This window comes from Ruegeria sp. I1 (assembly GCF_056532675.1).
In genome coordinates this window covers 66,099-87,471 of the sequence record NZ_JBQFNM010000009.1, presented here as the reverse complement: position 1 = coordinate 87,471, position 21,373 = coordinate 66,099, and the positions used below count along the sequence as shown (strand labels likewise).

The following is a 21,373-nucleotide window of genomic DNA, read 5'->3' as shown; positions in this document are numbered from 1 at the left end:
AATGAAATGAGTGATTTTCCGACAAAAGCCCGCGTGGTTATCATCGGCGGCGGCGTGGTGGGGGCCTCGTCCCTGTATCATCTTGCCAAGAAAGGCTGGACTGATTGCGTTCTGCTGGAAAAAAACGAACTGACCGCGGGTTCGACCTGGCATGCCGCTGGCAACGTGCCGACCTTCTCGACCTCGTGGGCGATTATGAACATGCAGCGGTATTCGACCGAGCTTTATGCGCGGCTGGGGGATGAGGTTGACTATCCGATGAACTATCACCAGTCGGGTTCGATCCGTCTGGCGCACAGCAAAGAGCGGATGCAGGAATTCGAACGCGCCTTGGCGATGGGCCGGTATCAGGGCATTCCGATGGAAATGTGGACCCCGGAAGAGGCCAAGGAGCGCTACCCGTTCTTGGAAACGCATGATCTTGAAGGCGTTTTGTATGACCCAACAGATGGCGATATCGACCCCGCCCAGCTGACACAGGCGCTGGCCAAAGGTGCTCGTGACATGGGCCAGAAGATCATCCGCTTCTGCCCGGCGACAGGTGTGACCCAACACGACGATGGCACCTGGACGGTGCACACAGATCAGGGCGATATTTCTTGTGACTATGTCGTGAATGCTGCTGGTTACTACGCACAGCGCGTGGGTGAATGGTTCAAACCTTTTGGTGGTCGGACCGTTCCAGCAATGGTCATGAGCCATCAGTACCTGCTGACCGATGAGATTCCTGAAATCGAAGAATGGTCCAAGGAAAATGGCGGCAAGCTGCCACTGCTACGGGATGTGGACGTATCCTACTACCTGCGGCAGGAGAAGCACGGCTTCAACCTCGGCCCGTATGAGCCCAACTGTAAGGGCCACTGGATGACCGAAGATGACCCGATGCCCGAGGATTTCAGCTTCCAGCTCTGGAACGACGATCTGGACCGGATCGAAGACATTGTCACCGATGCGATGGAGCGGGTGCCGCTGATGGCGACCTCGGGCGTTGGCCGCGTTATCAATGGCCCGATCCCCTACGCGCCGGACGGTCTGCCGTTGATCGGTCCAATGCCAGGTGTGAAAAATGCGTTTGAGGCGCATACCTTTACCTTCGGCATCGCGCAGGGTGGCGGGGCCGGCAAGGTGCTGGCGGAATGGATCGTCGATGGCGCCACCGAATGGGATATGTGGGCCGTCGATCCGCGCCGTTACACAGATTATACCGATCAGGACTATTGCAATCAGAAGGGGCTGGAGGTGTATGGCAACGAATACGCGATGCACTTCCCCCATCACGAATGGCCTGCCGCACGCGATAAGAAACTATCGCCGGTGCATGACAAAGTCATCGCGCAAGGCGGTGTCATGGGGGCTTATAACGGCTGGGAACGCGCCAACTGGTTCGCGCAACCGGGCGACGATACCTCGCTTGAGGCCACGCATACCTGGGGTCGTTCGGGTCCGTGGGAACAGCGGATCAAGGAAGAATGCGAGGCTGTGCGCGACCATTGTGGCGTGCTGGACCTGCCGGGTTTCTCGCGCTTCATGGTCAAGGGCGAGGGAGCTGCTGAGGCGCTGCGCGGCCTTGTCACCGGTGGTCTGCCCAAGATCGGACGTATTAACCTGGTCTACATCGCAGATGCACGCGGTCGCATCCTGACCGAGATGTCCTGTGTCCGTCTGGGTGAGGATGAGTTCGTGATGATCACTGCCGCGACCGCGCAATGGCATGACCGGGATATCCTGTTCAGCGCGATGCCCTCGACTGTCTCGATTGAAGACGTCACCACAACCCGCGACACGCTGATCGTCACAGGGCCCAAGTCGCGTGAGATACTGGCGGGGATGACCGACGCCGATCTGACCAGCGGCTGGCTGACCCATCAAAGCGCCACGGTGGCCGGGCACCCTGCCCATCTGATCCGTGTGTCCTTCGCAGGAGAGTTGGGTTGGGAGGTCCATGCCCTGAACGCGGATATGCCAGCCATCTATGACGCGATCCTTGACGCCGGGGCCAAGCCGTTTGGGATGTACGCCCTGAACTCCTTGCGCATCGAGAAAGGATACCGCGCTTGGAAGGGCGATCTGAGCACCGACTATTCACTGCTTGAAGGCGGGCTGGAGCGTTTCGTGAAGCTGGACAAGCCGCAGGATTTCCCCGGCAAGGCTGCGATCCTGAACGAAAAGCAGCAAGGGGTGAAGAAATCCTTTGTGACGCTGACCGTTGAAGCCGGTGATTGCGATGCGCCTTACATGTCCTGCATCTGGCAAGGTGATCAGATCGTGGGTGAGACGACCTCGAGCGCATGGGGCTACCGCGTCGGAAAGTCCATCGCGCTGGGCATGGTCAAAACCGACGCCGCGAACCCTGGAACCGAGCTTCAGGTGGAAATCTACGGCCAGAAATACCGCGCTGTGGTAGAAGAGGACCAACCGCTCTGGGATCCGGCGAACGAGCGGCTGCGCGCCTGATCGTTAAGAAGGAGACCCATATGAGCAAGCGCTATTCAGTTCTGGGGCCTGGTGACGGCCCCAACTATGACTGGGAAAACGACCACACGTTTGTGAAAGTGTCCGGTCAGGATACGAATGGCGCTTATACTCTTATGGAGGACAATCTGAAGGCCAGCTTTGCGCTTGGCCTTCATCGACACGAAACCCACGCTGAAACGTTCTATTTTCTGGATGGTGAGGTTGATTTTTACATCGATGGCGATTGGCATCGCTGCGGGGCAGGGACAACGATGCACGTGCCCCCCGGTGTGCCGCATGCGTGCCGAACAGCGGGCAATGCACCCGCAAAGATGCTGATGATCTACCAACCTTCGGGCTTTGATGATTTCCTGGCTGAGATGGCGAATATGAGTGAGGCTGACTTTGCCGATGAAGCGAAGATGGCAGCACTCAATGCCCGCTACGACATTGTCCCGATGGGCCCCGTTCCTCCCCATCCAGACGACGCAGATTGAGCGACGATCCCTATGACCATACCAACCAAAATGTCCGGCGTTTATCTGACCCACCATGGTGGGCCCGAGGCGCTGGAATGGCGCGAGGATATTCCAGTGCCAACACCCGGACCGGGGCAGGTTCTGGTGCGCGTTGCAGCTGCCGGGGTCAATAACACGGATATCAACACACGGGTCGGCTGGTACTCTTCGGATGTAACCGGCGCTACGGATGACGTCGATCAGGATGTCGAAGCCGGGGGCTGGGGCGGTGCGTTACAATTTCCTCGGATTCAGGGGGGTGATCTGTGCGGCATTGTCGAAGCTGTTGGTTCCGATGTGGGGTTCAAACCCGGGCAGCGTGTGACCTGCCCGATCAACCTGCCACGTCCGCGCCCCGGTCACCCGCACGGGTTTATCGCGCTGGGGTCCGAGATTGATGGGGCCTTTGCGCAATATTGTCTGGTGGAGGCGGATGATCTTTATGACGTCTCCGCTTCGCCCCTGTCAGATATCGAGATCGCGGCCATACCTTGCGCCTTTGGGACCGCTGAGAATCTGCTGACCCGCGCGGGTGTCACCGCTGGTCACAAGGTCCTGATCACCGGCGCATCGGGTGGCGTAGGTCTGGCCGCTGTGCAACTGGCCCATCTGCGGGGCGCGCAGGTCTGGGGCGTTACCGGGGAAGTCAAAGCCGAGGTGGTGAAATCTCAGGGCGCAGTCGGAACCTTTGACCGCGATGCGCCTCTGCCTACCGATATGTTCGATGTTGTGATCGACGTGGTTGGTGGCCCGGCATGGGCAAATCTAATCCTAGCGCTGAAACCCGGCGGCCACTACGCTGTCTCCGGCGCAATTGCAGGCCCGATTGTACAGGCAGACCTGCGCGATATCTATCTGCGCGACATCACCATCCATGGCTGCACGCATCAATCGCCCGAGGTCTTTGGCCGCTTGGTCGAACTGATGAATGTTGGTCACATCAAACCGTTGATCTCCCAAACATATCCCTTAAAGGATATCGCCAAGGCGCAAGAGGCGTTTCAGTCCAAAGCGCTGCCGGGGAAACTGGTGCTGATCCCGTAAGGAAGGTTTGGTATGGCGGAGATTACTTTGTTGGATGGCTCAATCGGGCAAGAGCTGGTGAAGCGCAGCGGCAAGCGCCCGACGCCCTTGTGGTCAACGCGGGTGATGATCGATCATCCCGAACTGGTCCGTGAGGTACATGCCGAATACTTTGCCCGCGGCGCAACCGTTGCCACGACCAACACCTATGCTGTTCACCGCTCGCGCCTGGTGCGTGAAGGGATCGAGGATCAGCTGCCGTTGTTGATTCAAACCGCTGTGACCCAGGCTAAGGCCGCGCGGCCGGACGGGGTTGGGCGGGTCGCTGGATCGTTGGGGCCTCTGCTGGCGTCATACCGACCCGACCTGATGCCCAACCCGGACGACGCAGCCCAAAAGTTCGGTGAACTGGTCGCGTTGATGGCGGATGACGTGGATCTGTTCCTGCATGAAACCGTGTCCTCGGTACTTGAGGCCGAAGGAGCCCTGCGCGGGACGGCCAACTGTGGCAAGCCTGTCTGGCTGGCCGTGTCAGTGATGGATGAGGACGGAACACGCCTGCGCTCAGGCGAGCCGCTGCGCGATATCGCCCCACTGGTCGCCGAACATCACCCCGACGCCGTTCTGATCAACTGCTCGCGACCCGAGGCAGTCCCGGCGGCGTTGGAAGTCCTGTCCGGTATGGGCCTGCCATTCGGGGCCTATGCCAATGGTTTTACCCATATCGCAGATGGGTTCCTGAAAGACGCCCCGACTGTTGATGCGCTGGAACAGCGCCATGATCTGGGCCCCGAGGCCTATGCCGATCATGCCATGGCTTGGGTCAATCAAGGCGCAACGATTGTCGGCGGATGCTGTGAGATCGGCCCGGACCATATCGAAGCACTGGCACAGCGCCTTAAATCTGCCGGTCATAAGATCGTCTGAGAAATGTGCGGGGCTGAATGACAGAAACACCCGTTTCAGCCGCAGCCGGTCAAGGCGGTGACCTTGTCCATTTCGACATACTGGTTGCGCCGGGTTATGTGCTGCTGGAACTGGCCTCTTTGGTGGATGTGCTGCGCATCGCAAACCGGGTCTGCCCGTCGCCCCGATTTTCGTTCAGCTACCGATCTCTGCGCGGCGGACCGATTGCCAGCAGCAGTGATGCAACGGTTGAGACCAAAGCCGTCAAGCCGAACCCGACAGCGGCGTATCTTTTTGTCATAGGCAATACCAACCCGGATCAACCGGATCTGTCGCTGGGCCGTGTCGTTTCGGACTATACCTTTCGCAGCGCGCAGGTGTTCCTGTTGGCCGAAGCCGCCAGCCGTTACATTGACGAACAGGGCACAGCCGATTTGGCAACGCATTGGGAAAACGCATCTTTTCTGCGTGAACGTGGTGCAGGGTTTGAGGCTAGACTGTCGATCGCAACCGAACGTGGCGCGGTGGTGACCTGCGCCGGTATGGGGGCGACGACCGATATCGCGCTGGCGGTGATCGGGCGCCACATCTCGGGCGCTGTGCAAATGACGGTTGCCGATATAATGCTGCACGAAAACATCCGCGATTTTTCGTCCTTGCAGCCGTTTTCTGGTGCCAAGACCACGGCGACCGGGGACCTCAAGCTGGATCAATGTATCAAGCTGATGCAGGCAAACATCGAAGAACCGCTGCCCATTCATGAGATCGTAGACCTGCTGGGCTTGTCGAACCGGTCGCTGGAACGGAAATTCAAAGCCTTCTTCGGCACCACGCCCAATGGGTTTTACCGCGAAATGCGGCTGGCCAAGGCGAACAACCTGTTGCTGAACACAACCATGAGTGTGCGTGAGATCGGCCTTGCCTGTGGATTCCCAAACGGGTTCTCATCGGTCTATCGAAGCTTCTTCGGGGTCACGCCTTTCGCGATGCGGCGGCAAAAGAGGCAAATCGCGCATAGGTGATTTTTGTGGTTCCGCTGACGTTTTTGATAGGTTTTCTGTCGATCTTCCATGCGATGCAGGGGAAAACCTGACAAAGCGGAGTCTGCACTATGATTGATCTGCCCAGCAAAGCCCAAGTGGTCATCATCGGTGGCGGTGTCATCGGATGCTCGGTTGCCTATCATCTGACCAAGAAGGGCTGGAAAGATGTTGTCTTGCTGGAACGCAAACAGCTGACCAGCGGCACCACATGGCACGCGGCGGGTCTGATTGCGCAGCTGCGCGCGACCGCCAACATGACCAAGCTGGCGAAATATAGTCAGGAGCTTTACGGCGCGCTAGAGGAAGAAACCGGCGTTGCCACCGGGTTCAAGCGGGTCGGTTCCATCACCGTGGCCCTGACCGAAGAACGCAAGGAAGAGATTTACCGTCAGGCCGCCATGGCCCGCGCCTTTGGGGTTGAGGTCGAAGAAATCGCGAACGAGCGCGTGCATGAGATGTATCCGCACCTGAACCTCGATGGTGTCAAAGGTGCGGTTTACCTGCCACTCGACGGGCAGGGCGATCCTGCGAATATCGCCCTGGCATTGGCCAAGGGCGCGCGGCAGCGCGGCGGCGTCGTCAAAGAACGGGTGAAGGTCACTGATATCGTCAAGCAAGGCCGCACGGTCACCGGTGTGGACTGGGTTGCCGATGATGGCGGCGCCTCGGGCCATATCGAATGTGATATGGTGGTGAACTGCGCGGGTATGTGGGGCCACGAAGTTGGCCGGATGGCAGGTGTGAACGTCCCGCTGCACGCGTGCGAGCATTTCTACATCGTCTCGGAACCCATCGAAGGTCTGACCCCGCTGCCGGTTTTGCGCGTGCCGGATGAATGCGCGTATTACAAGGAAGATGCGGGCAAGATGATGCTGGGTGCGTTTGAACCCAACGCCAAACCCTGGGCCATGGGCGGCATTCCAGACAGCTTTGAGTTCGACCAACTGCCTGAGGATTTCGATCACTTTGAACCGATCCTCGAAGCGGCCTGTGAACGCATGCCGATGTTGGCCGAAGCGGGCATACATACCTTCTTTAACGGGCCGGAAAGCTTTACGCCCGATGACGCTTATCATCTGGGTCTCGCGCCCGAGATGGACAATGTCTGGGTTGCCGCCGGTTTCAACTCGATCGGTATCCAGTCCGCCGGTGGTGCGGGCATGGCGTTGGCCGAATGGATGGACAGTGGTGAAAAGCCGTTTGATCTGGGTGACGTGGATATCAGCCGGATGCAGCCGTTTCAGGGCAACAAACAGTACCTGTATGAGCGTTCGAAAGAAACGCTAGGCCTGCTTTACGCCGACCACTACCCCTATCGCCAAAAGGCCACCGCGCGCGGTGTGCGCCGGACGCCGTTCCATCATCAACTGAAGGAACAAGGGGCCGTTTTCGGCGAATTGGCGGGTTGGGAACGCGCCAATTGGTTTGCCAATGACGGGCAGGAACGCGAATATCAATACAGCTGGAAACGTCAAAATTGGTTCGAAAACTCTGCCGCCGAACACCGGGCCGTGCGCGAAAATGTCGGCATGTATGACATGTCTTCCTTCGGCAAAATTCGCGTTGAAGGGCCGGATGCCGAAAAGTTCATGAACTATATCGGCGGCGGCGATTACGCGGTCGCCAATGGCAAGATCGTCTACACCCAGTTCCTGAACCGAGCGGGTGGGATCGAGGCCGACGTGACAGTTACCCGCCTAACCGAGACCGCCTATCTTGTTGTCACCCCAGCGGCGACCCGCCTGGCTGATCAGACCTGGATGATGCGCCATGCGGGTAATTTCAACGTGGTCATCACGGATGTCACCGCGGGCGAAGGCGTGCTGGCCGTGATGGGCCCGAACGCGCGCGCGCTCCTGGAGAAAGTTTCGCCGGCGGATTTCACGAACGCGACCAACCCTTTTGGTACCGCGCAGGACATCGAAATCGGCATGGGCCTGGCCCGTGCCCATCGCGTGACCTATGTGGGTGAGCTTGGTTGGGAGATCTATGTCTCCTCAGACATGGCCGGCCATGTGTTCGAAACGCTACATGACGCCGGTCAGGATATGGGGCTGCAGCTTTGCGGCATGCACATGATGGACAGCTGCCGGATTGAAAAAGGTTTCCGCCATTTCGGGCATGATATCACCTGCGAAGATCATGTGGTTGATGCGGGGCTAGGTTTTGCCGTCAAGGTTGACAAGGGCTGTGATTTCATTGGCCGCGAGGCCGTGATCACACGCAAAGAAAATGGGCCCCAAAGCCGTCTGGTACAGTTCAAACTGACCGATCCCGAACCGCTCCTATTTCATAATGAACCGATTGTGCGGGATGGCGAATATGTCGGCTATCTGAGCTCGGGCAACTACGGCCATACATTGGGCGGTGCCATCGGCATGGGTTATGTTCCTTGTGAAGGTGAGAAAGCAGCCGATGTTTTGGCCTCGACCTACGAGATCGATGTCTGTGGCGTTAAGGTTAAAGCCGAAGCGTCCTTGAAACCAATGTATGATTCCAAATCCGAGCGCGTCAAAGTCTGAGACGGATCAGCGGGCTCTGCCCCCGGCGCCCTTCGGGCACTTCCCCCCGAGGTATTTCGGGCCAGATGAAGCACGGGATCCTGAATTCATCTGGCTAAAGACATCTCGGAGCGCGAGGCAGAGCCTCGCAGAATTTGAACTGAATTGTGCATAGGGCCAGACATTGACCCATCACTATTCGTTATGTTGGGCTTCACCGATTTCGGAGTTTTCAACCACTTGGGAATTGCCGTACACCGGTCCGGTATCAACCGGAGATTTGCTGTGTCACGCGCACCCTCTTCACCTCAGAATGTAGATACCCCAAAGGGGTTGGTGCTTGCGGTTACAGCCTATGTTCTTTGGGGTTTCCTGCCGCTTTATATGAAAGCGATGGATCATATTGGTCCGGTCGAAGTGGTTGCGCATCGTGTGATTTGGTCGGTGCCGGTTGCGGGCCTGTTGTTGATCCTTCTGGGGCGTACGGGGGATCTGAAAGCAGCCCTTGGCAATCCTAAGATGCTGGGGATGGCGGCGGTCACGGCTGCGCTGATTTCAGTGAACTGGGCGATTTACGTTTGGGCGATTTCAACCGGGCATGCGCTGGACGCCGCGCTGGGGTACTACATCAATCCTTTGTTCAGCATCGCTCTGGGCGCGATATTGCTGCGCGAGCCGCTGAACCGAACGCAGCTTGTTGCGGTTGGTCTGGCCGCGCTGGGTGTTCTGGTTTTGGTGTTCGAGGCCGGGCGGTTGCCTTGGGCCGCACTGGGTTTGATGGTCAGCTGGGGCTTTTATGCCTTTTTCAAACGCTCTCTGCCCATTGGTCCCAATCAGGGGTTTCTGCTCGAAGTGCTTATCCTGCTGATCCCAGCACTGGCTTATGTGACATTGCTGGGCGTGCAAGGCACTGGCCATTTCGGAGTTGTTGCGTCTGACACTTTGCTCTTGTCTTGTGCAGGTATTGTGACCGCAGTGCCTCTGTTGGTCTACGCCAACGGGGCCAAGCTGGTGCGATTATCGACAATGGGTATTCTACAATACATCGCGCCCACAATGATTTTCGTCACTGCGATCACATTGTTCGGAGAGCAGATTGATCGTGGCCGGATGATTGCGTTTCCGTTGATCTGGGCGGCACTGATTGTCTATTCGATTCCGATGATCAGACAGGCGCGACGTCAGGTTTGAAGCAAAAGTTTCGCTGCTCTTTCAGCCCAGATCGCATAGGTCTTGGGGCTGGGATGATAGCCGTCTGGCGCGACCAGGGCTTGATCGTCAGGTAGATCCAGTTTCAGATGCCTGAGTTCTGGATACGCAGCTGCCACTCGTTGCAAACCCTGGTCCAGTCGCGCGGATTGCTGGCCCAGAACCCATGCCAGAGGCTGCGGCAGAGCAGGAAACCGGTTCATTTGGGGGACGGCTGTAACCACGACTCGACATGCGCCAAACTTCTGCGTCAGCAGGGTCGCCAATTGGGTCTGGCGTTCGAAGAAACGTTTTAGTGTAACACCACGGGTCACATCATTCACCCCCAGTGCAGTGACAACAGCGTCATATGTGCCGCCTAGCTGCGACAGCCTGTTCAGGGTGTCCTGAGTTGTATGCCCGGTGGTGGCCTCTAGCCGCCATTCGACCGCGTGACGCTTGGACAGGTGATGCAGCAAATGGCCGGAAAGGGCCTGATCTTGCCTGCCTGCGCCGACGCCTGCGGCAGAACTGTCACCCGTGATCAACAGGCGCAGCCGGGGCCCACGACCGATTTGCCCCTGGCGCGGGCCAGCGGGTTCCGGCAGCATTTGAACCCTGCGACGCACCGCCAGACCCTGTAGTGCAAGAACCGGGGCCAATGGCACGCGGACGATCTGATCGGAGGCAATTGGGACCGGCATTGTCAGCTGAGTGCGGATTTGAAGTCCAGAAAGCGCGGATCGCGTGAGACGCGGGCCATCATCGCCTCGCGCAGGGCGCCGATGGTTTTGTAGGGGCGCATGACAACCTCGAATTCCTGTATCAGGCCGTCATCGTTCAGCGTGATCAGATCCACGCCAACGGCGTCCAGATCACCGACCTTGCACTGAAACTCTAAAGCCCAGTCGCAGCCGCTGCCCATGATCCGGCGATAGCGAAAGTCGGAAAATACCTGCCCCACGTGGCCCAGGACAGCCGCTACAGGCTCTCGTCCTGTCCATGTGCTGAAATAGGTCGGGGGCATAAAGCGGACATCTTCAGCCAAAAGCGGGCGGATCTGCGCCTCGTCCCCTTTGGCGACAACTTGTTGCATGTGGTCGATTGTTGGATGCATGGCCTCTCTCCCTTGCTGGGTCCAAGGGTTCACGAACACCGTGTGGCACGCAAGGACGACGTTGCGGTAGCGTGCGCCCTGCGTTAGGCAGGCGCGCATGACCGAGGCCTATGATCCCCCAAATACACCGCTGGATGTGCTGCATGAAGATGCGCAGTTGATCGTCGTCAACAAACCTTCGGGGCTGCTGTCGGTTCCGGGCAAGGGTGATCATCTGGCGGATTGTTTGTTGACCCGTGTGCAGGCTGCGTTTCCGCAGGCCTTACTGGTGCATCGGCTGGATCGGGATACCTCGGGCGTCATGGTGTTCGCCCAGACCCCTCATGCGCAACGGCATCTGAGCATGCAGTTCGAAAAACGTCAGACGCGAAAAACTTATGTTGCGCGCGTTTGGGGTCGGGTCAAAGACAAGACCGGAACCGTTGATCTGCCGCTGATCGTCGACTGGCCCAACCGCCCGCGTCAGATGGTATGTCATGAAACCGGCAAACCGGCGGTGACCGACTGGCGTGTCGTTAAACACGAGGGTGAGAGTACCCGTATGCGCCTGTTTCCCAAGACCGGGCGGTCACACCAGCTGCGAGTTCATATGCTGGCGCTGGGTCACCCGATTTTGGGTGACCCGTTTTATGCCGAAGGCCCTGCGCGCGATTTCCCGCGCCTGATGTTGCATTCCGAGGAACTGCGTCTGAAAAACCCCGAAGGCGGGGTTTCCATGAAATTCAGGGCGCCGGCGGATTTCTGAATTCACGCGATGCTGGTCCACAGCGTCTTCAGATTGCCAAGCGAAAAGCGGCGCGCGCGTTTTTTTGTGTTGGCTTGGCAAGGCTGTCTTGCCTGCGCAAGTTCGCGTTCAATCTCAAAGGCGCGCAGCGTGTGGTCTTGTGACCAGCGGCCAAGTTTCAGGGTCATCATGACGTGGTTGTCGAGATAGGGCATGCCATCACTCCTTTTTCGGGACTGTTCCAGCTTCGCCCATCACTCCTGACACCCCCTTGTCAGTGGGGCGTGCTAATGTGTCAGTAGCGTTGAGGGAGAAAAACATGCGCCGTTCGACCCGGTTGTTCGAAATCATCCAGATATTGCGTGCTGCCGACGCGCCGGTGACGGCTGAGGCATTGGCGGCCAAGCTCGAAGTATCGGCGCGCACGGTTTACCGGGACATCGCGGCACTGCAGGCGCAGCGCACCCCCATCGAAGGAGAGGCGGGGATCGGGTATCTTATGCGCCGGGGGTACGATTTGCCGCCGCTGAATTTCGATGCGGAGGAGGTTGAGGCCCTTTGGGTGGGGCTGTCGCTTTTGGCGCGCACCGGAGACAGCGAGTTGCAGGAAGCTGCCCGCCGTATCTGCCGCAAGATCGACGCGCTGCACGACACGCCCAGACGCTGGCTGCGGGTCTCGACCTGGGGAACGCCGCCGGATGATCCGGCCAAAGGCTGCGTGCCTGTTGCCAGCTATCGAGAGGCCATTCGCAGCGAACAGAAAATCCGCATTACTTATGTGAATGGGGCAGAGGAACGCACCATTCGCATCGTCCGCCCCGTCGCGTTGATCTACCATATCGAATGCACGATGCTGGCAGCATGGTGCGAGCTGCGAAGTGGGTTTCGCCATTTTCGAACGGACCGTATCTGGGCCAGTGAAAGCATAAACGAGAGCTTTTGCGGGCAGGGCGAATCCCTGCGTACTCTCTGGCAGGAACAGACCCGTTGGGACAGCCATGTCGAAACCGCTTGATCGGTGCGGTTGGGCAGGTATTCGCCGACTTCACCGCATTGTTGCTTGAGCCTTTACCTAGTCCCCATGATATAACGGGTTGAACGAGGCAAACCCGAACAAACCGGGGGCCGGAGCAGAAGGTGATATCATGACGATTTCCAAGTTTTTTGTGGCAACCGGGCTGGGCTCGGCCCTGGCGCTTGCAGCATGTACTGATCCGGGTACGTTGAATCTGCCCAGTGATCCCAATCAGAATACCAAGCAGGGCGCGCTGATTGGTGGATTGGTCGGAGCGGGTGTTGGCGCGATTGCCAATGACTCGGACCCGTTACTGGGCGCGTTGGCGGGCGGCGCAATTGGTGCGGCGGGTGGCGGCCTGATCGGCAATCAGCTTGACCGTCAGGCAGCCGAACTGCGCCAGCAGCTGGCCAACGATGGCATCACAATTGTGAATGCCGGGGATCGCCTGATCGTAACCGTGCCAAACGACATTACCTTTGACACTGACAGCGCCACTGTGCGCCCGGCCTTGCGCTCGGACCTGGTGAAGGTCGGTCAGAACCTTGTGAACTACCCGAACTCGAATGTGCAGATCATCGGCCATACCGATAGCGATGGCGATGCCGCGTACAATCAGGGCCTCTCGGTCCGTCGTGCGAATGCGGTCGCGGACATTCTGCAAGCCAACGGCGTCGGCTTCAACCGCATCACAACCATCGGACAGGGCGAAAACAATCCAATTGCGTCGAACCTGACACCGGCGGGCAAAGCGCAGAACCGTCGGGTTGAGATCGTGATCGTTCCCAGCGGAAACGCCTGATCGCGCAGGGCCTGTGCACGGAATGGGGTTTGGATCGCGCCTGTCCCGGTCTAACTATGGGGAAACAACGAAACGGAGTTTCCCCTGATGTCCAAACCGATCCTACTGGGCCTGTCTGGGTCCCTGCGCCAAAGCGCGACCAACCGCAAATTGCTGCGTGAGGCTGCTCGGCTTTTTGATCCCGCCGAGTTTGTCGAGGCCGACCTGAACCTGCCGCTTTATGATGGCGATCTGGAGGAAGTCGAAGGCATTCCTGCCGTTGTTCAGACCCTGCGGGCTCAGATCGAGCAAGCAGATGCGGTGATCATCTCGACCCCGGAATACAACAAGGGTCCCTCCGGTGTTCTGAAAAATGCGCTGGACTGGGTCAGCCGGACCGAAGGCAACCCATGGGCCGACAAGCCTGTTGCGGTTATGTCGGCCGCTGCGGGTCGTGCAGGGGGTGAACGGGCCCAGATGATCCTGCGGGCCTATATGGTACCGTTCCAGCCGCTGATTTTGCAGGGTCCGGAAATCCACCTGGCCAACAGTTCGAACGAGTTTGATGACCAGGGCAGGTTGACCAGTGCGCGCTATGAGCAGACGCTGGGGACATTGATGCAGAAGCTGCGGAACCTGAGCGCATAGAGTCGGGTCAAAGCGAGGCTTCGGGCCGGAAATCATCCGGGATCGTATCCCGCCCATCCAGCATAAGATCGGCCATGACTTCGGCAATTCTCGGGGCCATGCCAAAACCGATCTTGAATCCGCCATTGGCGATGAACTGACCTGTGTGCAGGGGGTGTTCGCCCAGCATCGGCGCGCGGCTTTTGCTGCGCGGACGGACACCGGCCCACCGCTCGATCACTTCGGCCCCGTGCAGCAGCGGAACCGCCTGCATCGCACGCTCGATCACATCGTCCAGCGCGCTGTCGATGCTGGCGGGATCGTCATAGTCGCGTTCCGAGGTCGAGCCGATGGCCAGCGTCCCGTCGGCATGGGGAACGATATGGATCGCATCTGCAAACAGTTGCGGTACCGCGCCCGCATCAAACCGCAATAGCGCCGCCTGACCTTTCACGCCATTGCCGACAGTTTTGCCGTAGGCTTCGTTTAGCTCTTTCAGACCGGCCAGTCCGGTGGCGTGTACAACCCGACCTGCATCGGGTGCGTCAGTGACCAACTTTACCCCCATAACCGCCAAAGCCGCGACCAGCGCGGCGCAAGCGCGGCGCGGGTGCATGCGGGCGGTTAGCGTGTCATGAATGACATAGCCGGTCGGGCTGGGCGGGCACCATGATCCGGCCTCGGCCACCTCGATTACCCGCCATTCGGCACGGCCTTGCCACAGCTCTTGCGCGGTGTGTTCACGCGCGCGCGCCAGATCGAGGCTGCGCGGGTCGGCAATCGGCTGGATGCGACCTAAACGCCCGTACCCGGCAGAGACACCGCCGACGGCCTCGACCTGAGCCCAGAACGGTTCGGCCATGATCAGGCTGTCGAACTGAAAGGCCTTCTTGGCGTTCCAGTTTTCAGGCACATGCGGGGCCAAAGCGCCGACCAGACCGCCGCTGGAGCCAGCGCCCGGCCCAAAGGGGTCGATGATGCGCACCTTCGCGCCGCGCTGCGCGCAGGTCCAGGCGATCGACAAGCCGAAAATCCCGGCGCCTTTGACGGTAACATCGACCATTGCCAAACTCCTTTTCCTTGTTCAGTGTCGCGCCGCTTAGCTACAGGATTCCCCGATGGCAGACCAGCGCGCCGAGGTCACGTGGACCGAGGATCAGATACCCGTCTCGGATCGCTTCGACGACCCTTACTACTCGTTGCAAAACGGGGTTGAGGAGACGCGGCATGTTTTTCTTGAGGGCAACGACCTGACTGCGCGATTTGCCCCCGGTTTTCACATTGCAGAGCTGGGCTTCGGCACCGGGCTGAATATGCTCACCGCGTGGTCTGCATGGGAACAGGTTGGCCAAACGACCCCGCTGCAGTTCACCAGCTTCGAAGCCTTTCCAATGGATACGGCGGATATCCGGCGCGCTTTGGCTGCATTCCCTGAATTGGCGCCATGGGTGGATCGATTTCTGGAGAAGTGGACAGGGAAACAGTGCGTTCTCGATACGCTGGCGCTAACTGTCATCGAAGGCGACGCACGCCAGACATTACAGAATTGGCAGGGGCAGGCAGATGCTTGGTTCCTGGACGGGTTCTCACCCGCCAAGAACCCCCAGCTTTGGGGTGCAGACCTGATGCAGCAGGTCGCAGATCACACGGTTCAAGGGGGTACGGCGGCCACCTATACCGCCGCCGGTTTCGTGCGGCGCGGATTGGAAGAGGCGGGATTCCAAGTGACCAGAACCCCCGGCTATGGCCGCAAACGTCATATGACACGGGCGGTCAAAGCATGACACAGCAGAACAATACGCGCGCGGGCGTTGCGTTGATGATTGGCGCGACAATCGTCTTTGCCTTGCAGGACGGAATCTCTCGTCATCTGGCCGAGTCCTATAATACGTACATGGTCGTGATGATCCGCTACTGGTTCTTTGCGGCCTTCGTGATCGCCTTGGCTGCGCGCGCGCCCGGCGGGTTGAGGGCAACGACCCGGACCAACCAACTCGGATTGCAGATCTTTCGGGGCGTCTTGCTGGCGGCTGAAATCTGCGTTGCCGTATTCAGCTTTACGATTCTGGGTCTGATCGACAGCATGGCTGTCTTTATCTGCTATCCGCTGCTCGTTGCGGCACTGAGCGGCCCGGTGTTGGGTGAAAGGGTCGGATGGCGTAGGTGGACGGCGATTGGTGTGGGCTGTGTTGGTGTTTTGATCATCCTACAGCCGGGGGTCGGAGTCTTTAATCCTTGGGCCATCATTCCGTTGATCTCAGCCCTGATGTTCGCGCTTTACGGCTTGCTGACCCGCTATGCCGCGCGTCAGGACAGTACGGCCACCAGCTTTTTCTGGACCGGTGTATCCGGTGCGGTCGCCATGACGCTTGTTGGCATGTGGTTCTGGGAACCCATGGCGCAAGGCGATTGGGGTTGGATGGCGGTGTTGTGCGTCAGCGGGGCGCTTGGGCATTGGCTGCTGATCAAGTGCTATGAGATGGCCGAGGCCAGCGCCGTTCAACCCTTTGCCTATTTCCACCTGGTCTGGAGCGCGATCCTGGGCATTTCGGTCTTTGGTGAAGTGCTGCGCCCCGAGGTGGTTGTCGGGGCGGCGGTTGTTGTGGCCGCGGGCCTTTTCACCCTATGGCGCGAACGCAGCCAGGGTTGAGCCCGTCAACTCTTGCGAAAAGGGGATTGGCAGGGCTGGTTGGCCCAGACGCGCGCGGTAAACCGGAAGGCTTTCTGCCACGCGCATCACATAGTTGCGGGTTTCGCTAAAAGGGATGGTCTCGATCCAATCGACCACATCAACCTGCCCCCGGCGTGGGTCGCCATAGCGTTCCATCCAAGAAATTGGCCGCCGTGGCCCGGCATTGTACCCGGCCGCCATCATGACTACGTTGCCGTTGAAATCAGCTGCCAGCCCTGACAGGTAGTTGGCCCCGAGCTTGGCGTTATACTGCCAGTCTGAGGTCAAGCGTCCGGTCTGATGACCGCTGAGGATACCTAGCTCCTGCGCCACCAGTTTCGCCGTGGCTGGCATCACCTGCATCAGACCGCGCGCGCCTGCACCGCTGATCACAACCGGATCAAACTCGCTTTCGCGTCGTGCGATCGCCAGTGTCATTTCCTTCGCCATGGGCAGGCCCATATCGGCCACAGGGTGCACCGGATAGTAGGCCGCAGGCAGAACGGTTCCGGTGGTGGCTGCCCGTTTGGCAATCATGACCGCCAGATGCGGTTCGTTCAGCTCGATCGCCAGATCGCCCAACTGAGCGGCCTGAACCGGATCAAGGCCTTCGACCAGGTGCGTCAGAAACCGCTCGGACAGATTATCCTCGCCTGCTTTCAACAACAGCAGCCCGGCTTCCAGAACACTGGAATTGGTGAAATCCGCCTGCCGCCAATGCGGCGCACGGCGGGGTGTGGCCAATTCAGGATCAAACGGGCGTCCGATCTGTTCAGCCGCCAGCAACCCGTAAAACGAGGTCTGATTGTCCGCCCCGATGGCGTAAGCCTCATAAGCCTTTTCTGCCTCACCCTGCGCCGCATAAGCGCGGCCCAGCCAATATCCCCCGCGACCTTTCGAGATCGGGGATTGCACGGCGTCCGAGAAATTCTGGAAATGACGCACAGCAGTGGCTGGATCGTTCAACCTGCGTAGGGCCAGAAAACCTGACAGCCATTCCAGATCAGCATAGGCATAGCCCATTTCGGGCGTCATATGATGGGTTGAGGCAACCTTGTAGGCCCGCGCCGGTCGGCCTTGCCGCATCTCCAGCCGTGCCAACCTGCGCCGTCCTTCGGCCCATTTGTCAGGCTCGCCTAAGGCCTCCGGGCTGGTCGACCGGGCCAGCATCAGATCAACGGCGCTGTCGTCCAGTTCTTTTCTGTCGCGCCAGACGAAACGGTCAAAGGCAAGACCCGGGGCATCCGCGACCGACTTTGGCACTGCCGCCACCTTTGTATCGACGCCAGGTAGACGCTTTTGCAACGCAATCCGTGCTTCGGCCAGTTTGCGATCATCCGCGCCCACCAGTGGTAACATCTGGGATGCACTCACCAGATGGCCATCCCATAACATCCGGTCCAACCGCGCTGCGTGATGGGGTTTCAGCAACTTGCCAAAATTCTCGACGTAATCTTTCTGCAACCCCGTGCCCATGGGCATGGTGCGCCAGGCTGTGACGATATCCGCCTGTGCCTCACCCTGTTGTCCTTTTGCCATCAGGGCGACGGCGTAATTCAACGCACCCTCCGCCGTTTGCGGCGGCACATCTGTGTAGAACTTCAGCACGCGATCGGGGTCTGCGCCGGTAAAAGACGGCTCGCTTTTGCGGCGCAGCCAGGCCAGGCCGGGCCAGTCCGGACGGCGATCCAGAAACACCAGCACATCGCCCGAGCTGCCAAAGCCCTGCCGCAGCCATTCCCACACGATGATATCGCGCGAAACCGATCCGCGCTGCCCAGACACGCGCAGTGCCTCGTTCCAGTCACCCTTGCGCATCTCGCTTAACCCGGCACGCAAATCGGCAGCAGCATCCGCCTGCGCGGGTTGTGGCGTTAAAGCGGAATACAGAATCACGGCCATCATCAGGCCCAGAACGCGTGTCATGCCTTGCATTTCCCAACCAACCAAGGATAGAGCCTGTGAGGATAAACCTTGCATCGCCGGGATCAACTCACAAAGCCTAAATCGTGATGGCCCGCGGTGTAAAAAACACGGAAACTGCACCTTAAGGAGCGTGTCATGTTCAAAGGCTCTATGCCCGCCCTCGTCACCCCGTTCACAAACGGCGCGTTGGACTTGGATACGCTCAAACACCTTGTCGAATGGCAGATCGAATCCGGCTCTACCGGGCTGGTCCCCGTGGGCACCACCGGGGAAAGCCCGACCCTCAGCCATGATGAACATGAGACAGTCGTGGAAGAAGTGGTCAAAGCCGCCGCAGGTCGTGTGCCGGTGATTGCCGGTGCGGGTTCGAACAACACGGTTGAAGCAGTGCGCTTTGTGCAATTCGCTAAGAAAGTCGGCGCGGATGCCGCACTTGTTGTGACGCCCTACTACAACAAGCCGACTCAGCGTGGCCTGTTTGAACATTTTGCCGCGTTGCACGACTGTGCCGACATTCCGATCATCATCTACAACATCCCTGGTCGCTCGATCATCGACATGACGCCCGCCACGATGGGTGAACTGGCCAAACTGCCACGTATTGTTGGGGTAAAAGACGCCACTGGCGATCTGGCGCGGGTCAGCCAACAGCGTGCAAGCTGCGGTGCCGACTTTTGCCAACTGTCTGGGGAAGATGCGACGGCTTTAGGCTTCAACGCCCATGGCGGTATCGGGTGCATCTCGGTCACGGCCAATGTGGCCCCGAAACTCTGCGCTGAATTCCAACAGGCGACATTGTCAGGCGACTACGCAACAGCATTGGCCTATCAGGATCGGTTGATGCCCTTGCACGAGGCTCTTTTTATCGAGCCCGGCCTTGTGGGTGCCAAATACGCGCTTAGCAAATTGGCCCGCTGCAGCGCTGAGGTGCGCCTGCCGCTGACCAGCTTGGAAGACAGCACCAAAGCCGCCATTGATGCGGCCATGGCCCATGCGGGTCTGATCTGAGCCTAAACAAATCCAAGCAAAAAGGGCGGCCTCGATCCCCGAGCGCCGCCTTTTCCATTTCAGCCCGGATCCAGACTTCATCTGGCCAGAAATATCCCGGGGGGTGAATTGAGCCGTAGGCTCAAGAGGGGGGCTGGCCCCCTACCTATCGCTTGCCATAATACAATCCGACCACATGCTCGGCTTGGGCAAAGAACAACCAGCGCGACGTGGCTACGCCCGCCATATGTGAGATCACGGCCAGCAGCGCAAAAAGATGCTTTAATGCCAAACCTCCGACCGGTAGAACAAGCAGAAGCAGAGGTAAGACAAAACCAAGCGCAAACGCGATCATCCGAAGTTTCTGCGCATGCTTTCGCCCCACCACATGGACGAATTCCCGCAGCAGGTAGTTGGTGCCTGTATGCGGTGGCTCAAACGCACGCACGGTTCCGCGCGTACCCAATCCGGTTGCGGTGCCCAGATCGGTTCCGGAGTTTGCGAGCGCGCTGTCACCTTGATGCCAGTACAGAATCTGGACCAACGCAGCGATCAACAGCAATGCTATGGCGATAGACGTCTGGCCAGCCAGCAGCGCCCCCCCGGCCAGGCTGAAGCTCAGGAACATCGCCGGTGTTAGCTTCAAGTTCCAGCGTGGGATCGTCTTGAGCTGCGTATAGATCATTGATGTCGTAAACACCGTCGCAAGCGAAAACAGCGCGCCCAGCAACCCGAGTGCACCCCAACGCTGCCCAAGAAACACAGCCCCGATGGCATAGAACCCCATAACGATCAGGGCGATAACCGCGCACCAGCCCTCCCGGCTAAGCCAGCTTGAGCGCCATTGCGTGAAGGCTTTCATCGCGCGTTCCGGGTGGCCAAGGTGAAAGGTCGACGCCATCAGGCCGCCGACGGCCAAAGCATAAGCGATCGCAAAGAACACAAACGCAACCCAGCCCGTGACTTCGGGCAGGCCGAGGCCCAGAAAGACAAGCAGACCAAAGCCCAGACCTGACAAGGTGGTAAAGATGATGACGGAAGGGGCCGGATGCATCAGAGCTTCTCCAGTGTTTTGTCGAGCCAGCCGAGGAACCCCTTGGGCTCTTCCGCGATGGGGGCCAGGAGCGGGGCGAGAATATCGATCTGCTCCTCGATCTGATCTTTGGGTCGGGGTGGCAGGTATTTGTTAACCGGTTTGGTGCCCATTTCTGGCATCAGGTCCATGCCGTCTCGCTCGGCCACCAGTTTGCTGACATCGCTGTCCGGATCGCCGAGGTCGCCGAAATGGCGGGCACCGGCCGGGCAGGTGCGCACACATGAAGGCACGCGGTCTACCTCGGGCAGGTTTTCGTTGTAGATGCGATCAACGCAGAGGGTGCATTTCTTCATCACCCCTTCGGCCATGTCCATCTCGCGCGCGCCATAAGGGCAGGACCAGGCGCACAAGCCGCAGCCGATGCAATCGCTTTCATTGACCAATACGATCCCGTCTTCGACTCGCTTATAGCTCGCTCCGGTGGGGCAGACGGTGACGCAGGGTGCGTCCTCGCAATGCAGGCAGGATTTTGGGAAATGGATCAGCTGAGCTGTACCTTGTTCCGGTTGCACCTCGTAAGAATGCACACGATTCAGGAAGGTGCCGGACGGGTCGGCCCCATAGGCGTCCTGATCCGACAGGGGCGCGCCGTAATTTTCGGTGTTCCAACCTTTGCAGGAAATCACGCAGGCGTGGCAGCCCACACAGGTATCCAGGTCGATGACCAGACCCATCTTGCGTTCGGTGGATTTGGGGAGCTGGGTCATGCCTGCCTTGCCTCCGCTTTGGTAGTGAGGGTGGGCTGGGGTTCTGCACCAGACCCCGGGATATTTTTAGCCAGATGAAGAATGGATCG

21 protein-coding genes are annotated in these 21,373 nt (G+C 59.0%); 14 read left to right on the top strand and 7 right to left on the bottom strand.

Annotated elements, in window-relative coordinates; all coding sequences use genetic code 11:
- Positions 1-6 precede the first annotated feature (6 nt).
- The 7 genes from ACR0DH_RS16240 (at position 7) to rarD (ending at position 9,636) form a co-directional block, all read left to right on the top strand.
- Positions 7-2,454, top strand: coding sequence for a GcvT family protein (locus ACR0DH_RS16240; protein ID WP_480550738.1), 2,448 nt, complete (start codon positions 7-9; stop codon positions 2,452-2,454).
- A gap of 20 nt (positions 2,455-2,474) precedes the next feature.
- Positions 2,475-2,951 carry a cupin domain-containing protein gene (locus ACR0DH_RS16235; protein ID WP_480550740.1) on the top strand — a complete coding sequence of 159 codons (477 nt, stop codon included), beginning with the start codon at positions 2,475-2,477 and terminating at the stop codon, positions 2,949-2,951.
- A gap of 12 nt (positions 2,952-2,963) precedes the next feature.
- A complete protein-coding gene (locus ACR0DH_RS16230) occupies positions 2,964-4,016 on the top strand; it encodes an alcohol dehydrogenase family protein (RefSeq protein ID WP_480550742.1) in 1,053 nt (350 codons plus the stop codon).
- 12 nt (positions 4,017-4,028) lie between these two features.
- Entirely contained in the window at positions 4,029-4,922 is an 894-nt protein-coding gene (locus ACR0DH_RS16225; RefSeq protein WP_480550744.1) for a homocysteine S-methyltransferase family protein, read from the top strand.
- Positions 4,923-4,939: 17 nt separating this feature from the next.
- Positions 4,940-5,923 carry a GlxA family transcriptional regulator gene (locus ACR0DH_RS16220; protein ID WP_480550746.1) on the top strand — a complete coding sequence of 328 codons (984 nt, stop codon included), beginning with the start codon at positions 4,940-4,942 and terminating at the stop codon, positions 5,921-5,923.
- A gap of 89 nt (positions 5,924-6,012) precedes the next feature.
- Positions 6,013-8,466, top strand: a complete 2,454-nt coding sequence (locus ACR0DH_RS16215; RefSeq protein ID WP_480550748.1) for a GcvT family protein — start codon at positions 6,013-6,015, stop codon at positions 8,464-8,466.
- 264 nt (positions 8,467-8,730) lie between these two features.
- Positions 8,731-9,636, top strand: coding sequence for an EamA family transporter RarD (gene rarD / locus ACR0DH_RS16210; protein WP_480550750.1), 906 nt, complete (start codon positions 8,731-8,733; stop codon positions 9,634-9,636).
- On the opposite strand, the gene ACR0DH_RS16205 is transcribed toward rarD, so the two are convergent.
- Entirely contained in the window at positions 9,627-10,337 is a 711-nt protein-coding gene (locus ACR0DH_RS16205; protein WP_480550752.1) for an SGNH/GDSL hydrolase family protein, read from the bottom strand. The two genes, rarD and ACR0DH_RS16205, sit on opposite strands and share 10 nt — an antisense overlap.
- Before the next feature lie 2 nt (positions 10,338-10,339).
- A complete protein-coding gene (locus ACR0DH_RS16200; protein WP_480550754.1) occupies positions 10,340-10,750 on the bottom strand; it encodes a nuclear transport factor 2 family protein in 411 nt (136 codons plus the stop codon).
- 97 nt (positions 10,751-10,847) lie between these two features.
- Here ACR0DH_RS16200 and ACR0DH_RS16195 point away from each other — a divergent pair, with 97 nt between their 5' ends.
- Positions 10,848-11,495 (top strand): RluA family pseudouridine synthase, encoded by a 648-nt coding sequence (locus ACR0DH_RS16195; protein WP_480550756.1) that lies wholly within the window; start codon positions 10,848-10,850, stop codon positions 11,493-11,495.
- Positions 11,496-11,497: 2 nt separating this feature from the next.
- Here ACR0DH_RS16195 and ACR0DH_RS16190 read toward each other — a convergent pair whose 3' ends face one another.
- A complete protein-coding gene (locus ACR0DH_RS16190) occupies positions 11,498-11,689 on the bottom strand; it encodes a hypothetical protein (protein ID WP_480550758.1) in 192 nt (63 codons plus the stop codon).
- Between the two features lie 104 nt (positions 11,690-11,793).
- Between ACR0DH_RS16190 and ACR0DH_RS16185 the strand changes: the two genes are divergently transcribed.
- The 3 genes from ACR0DH_RS16185 (at position 11,794) to ACR0DH_RS16175 (ending at position 13,918) form a co-directional block, all read left to right on the top strand.
- The gene (locus ACR0DH_RS16185) at positions 11,794-12,489 is read left to right on the top strand and encodes a helix-turn-helix transcriptional regulator (protein WP_480550760.1); all 696 of its coding nucleotides are present in this window, start codon (positions 11,794-11,796) and stop codon (positions 12,487-12,489) included.
- 130 nt (positions 12,490-12,619) lie between these two features.
- Positions 12,620-13,291 carry a YiaD family glycine zipper/OmpA-like lipoprotein gene (locus tag ACR0DH_RS16180; protein WP_480550762.1) on the top strand — a complete coding sequence of 224 codons (672 nt, stop codon included), beginning with the start codon at positions 12,620-12,622 and terminating at the stop codon, positions 13,289-13,291.
- Between the two features lie 87 nt (positions 13,292-13,378).
- Positions 13,379-13,918: an NADPH-dependent FMN reductase gene (locus tag ACR0DH_RS16175; protein WP_480550764.1), complete on the top strand. Its 540-nt coding sequence runs from the start codon at positions 13,379-13,381 to the stop codon at positions 13,916-13,918.
- A gap of 7 nt (positions 13,919-13,925) precedes the next feature.
- On the opposite strand, the gene ACR0DH_RS16170 is transcribed toward ACR0DH_RS16175, so the two are convergent.
- Positions 13,926-14,960, bottom strand: a complete 1,035-nt coding sequence (locus ACR0DH_RS16170) for an NAD(P)/FAD-dependent oxidoreductase (RefSeq protein WP_480550766.1) — start codon at positions 14,958-14,960, stop codon at positions 13,926-13,928.
- Between the two features lie 55 nt (positions 14,961-15,015).
- Here ACR0DH_RS16170 and mnmC2 point away from each other — a divergent pair, with 55 nt between their 5' ends.
- Both mnmC2 and ACR0DH_RS16160 read left to right on the top strand, forming a co-directional pair.
- Positions 15,016-15,681, top strand: coding sequence for a tRNA (5-methylaminomethyl-2-thiouridine)(34)-methyltransferase MnmC2 (mnmC2, locus tag ACR0DH_RS16165; protein ID WP_480550768.1), 666 nt, complete (start codon positions 15,016-15,018; stop codon positions 15,679-15,681).
- Complete coding sequence (locus ACR0DH_RS16160; protein WP_480550770.1) at positions 15,678-16,547, top strand: DMT family transporter; 870 nt, start codon at positions 15,678-15,680, stop codon at positions 16,545-16,547. The genes mnmC2 and ACR0DH_RS16160 overlap by 4 nt, the downstream gene beginning before the upstream one ends.
- On the opposite strand, the gene ACR0DH_RS16155 is transcribed toward ACR0DH_RS16160, so the two are convergent.
- Entirely contained in the window at positions 16,521-18,494 is a 1,974-nt protein-coding gene (locus ACR0DH_RS16155; protein ID WP_480550772.1) for a lytic transglycosylase domain-containing protein, read from the bottom strand. The genes ACR0DH_RS16160 and ACR0DH_RS16155 overlap by 27 nt on opposite strands.
- Before the next feature lie 135 nt (positions 18,495-18,629).
- Here ACR0DH_RS16155 and dapA point away from each other — a divergent pair, with 135 nt between their 5' ends.
- Positions 18,630-19,502 (top strand): 4-hydroxy-tetrahydrodipicolinate synthase, encoded by an 873-nt coding sequence (gene dapA / locus ACR0DH_RS16150; RefSeq protein WP_480550774.1) that lies wholly within the window; start codon positions 18,630-18,632, stop codon positions 19,500-19,502.
- 145 nt (positions 19,503-19,647) lie between these two features.
- Here the strand turns inward: dapA and ACR0DH_RS16145 are convergent, their stop codons facing one another.
- Both ACR0DH_RS16145 and ACR0DH_RS16140 read right to left on the bottom strand, forming a co-directional pair.
- Entirely contained in the window at positions 19,648-20,535 is an 888-nt protein-coding gene (locus tag ACR0DH_RS16145) for a dimethyl sulfoxide reductase anchor subunit family protein (RefSeq protein ID WP_480550776.1), read from the bottom strand.
- Complete coding sequence (locus ACR0DH_RS16140; protein ID WP_480543036.1) at positions 20,535-21,284, bottom strand: 4Fe-4S dicluster domain-containing protein; 750 nt, start codon at positions 21,282-21,284, stop codon at positions 20,535-20,537. Before ACR0DH_RS16140 ends, ACR0DH_RS16145 begins: the two co-directional genes overlap by 1 nt.
- Between the last annotated feature and the right edge of the window lie 89 nt (positions 21,285-21,373).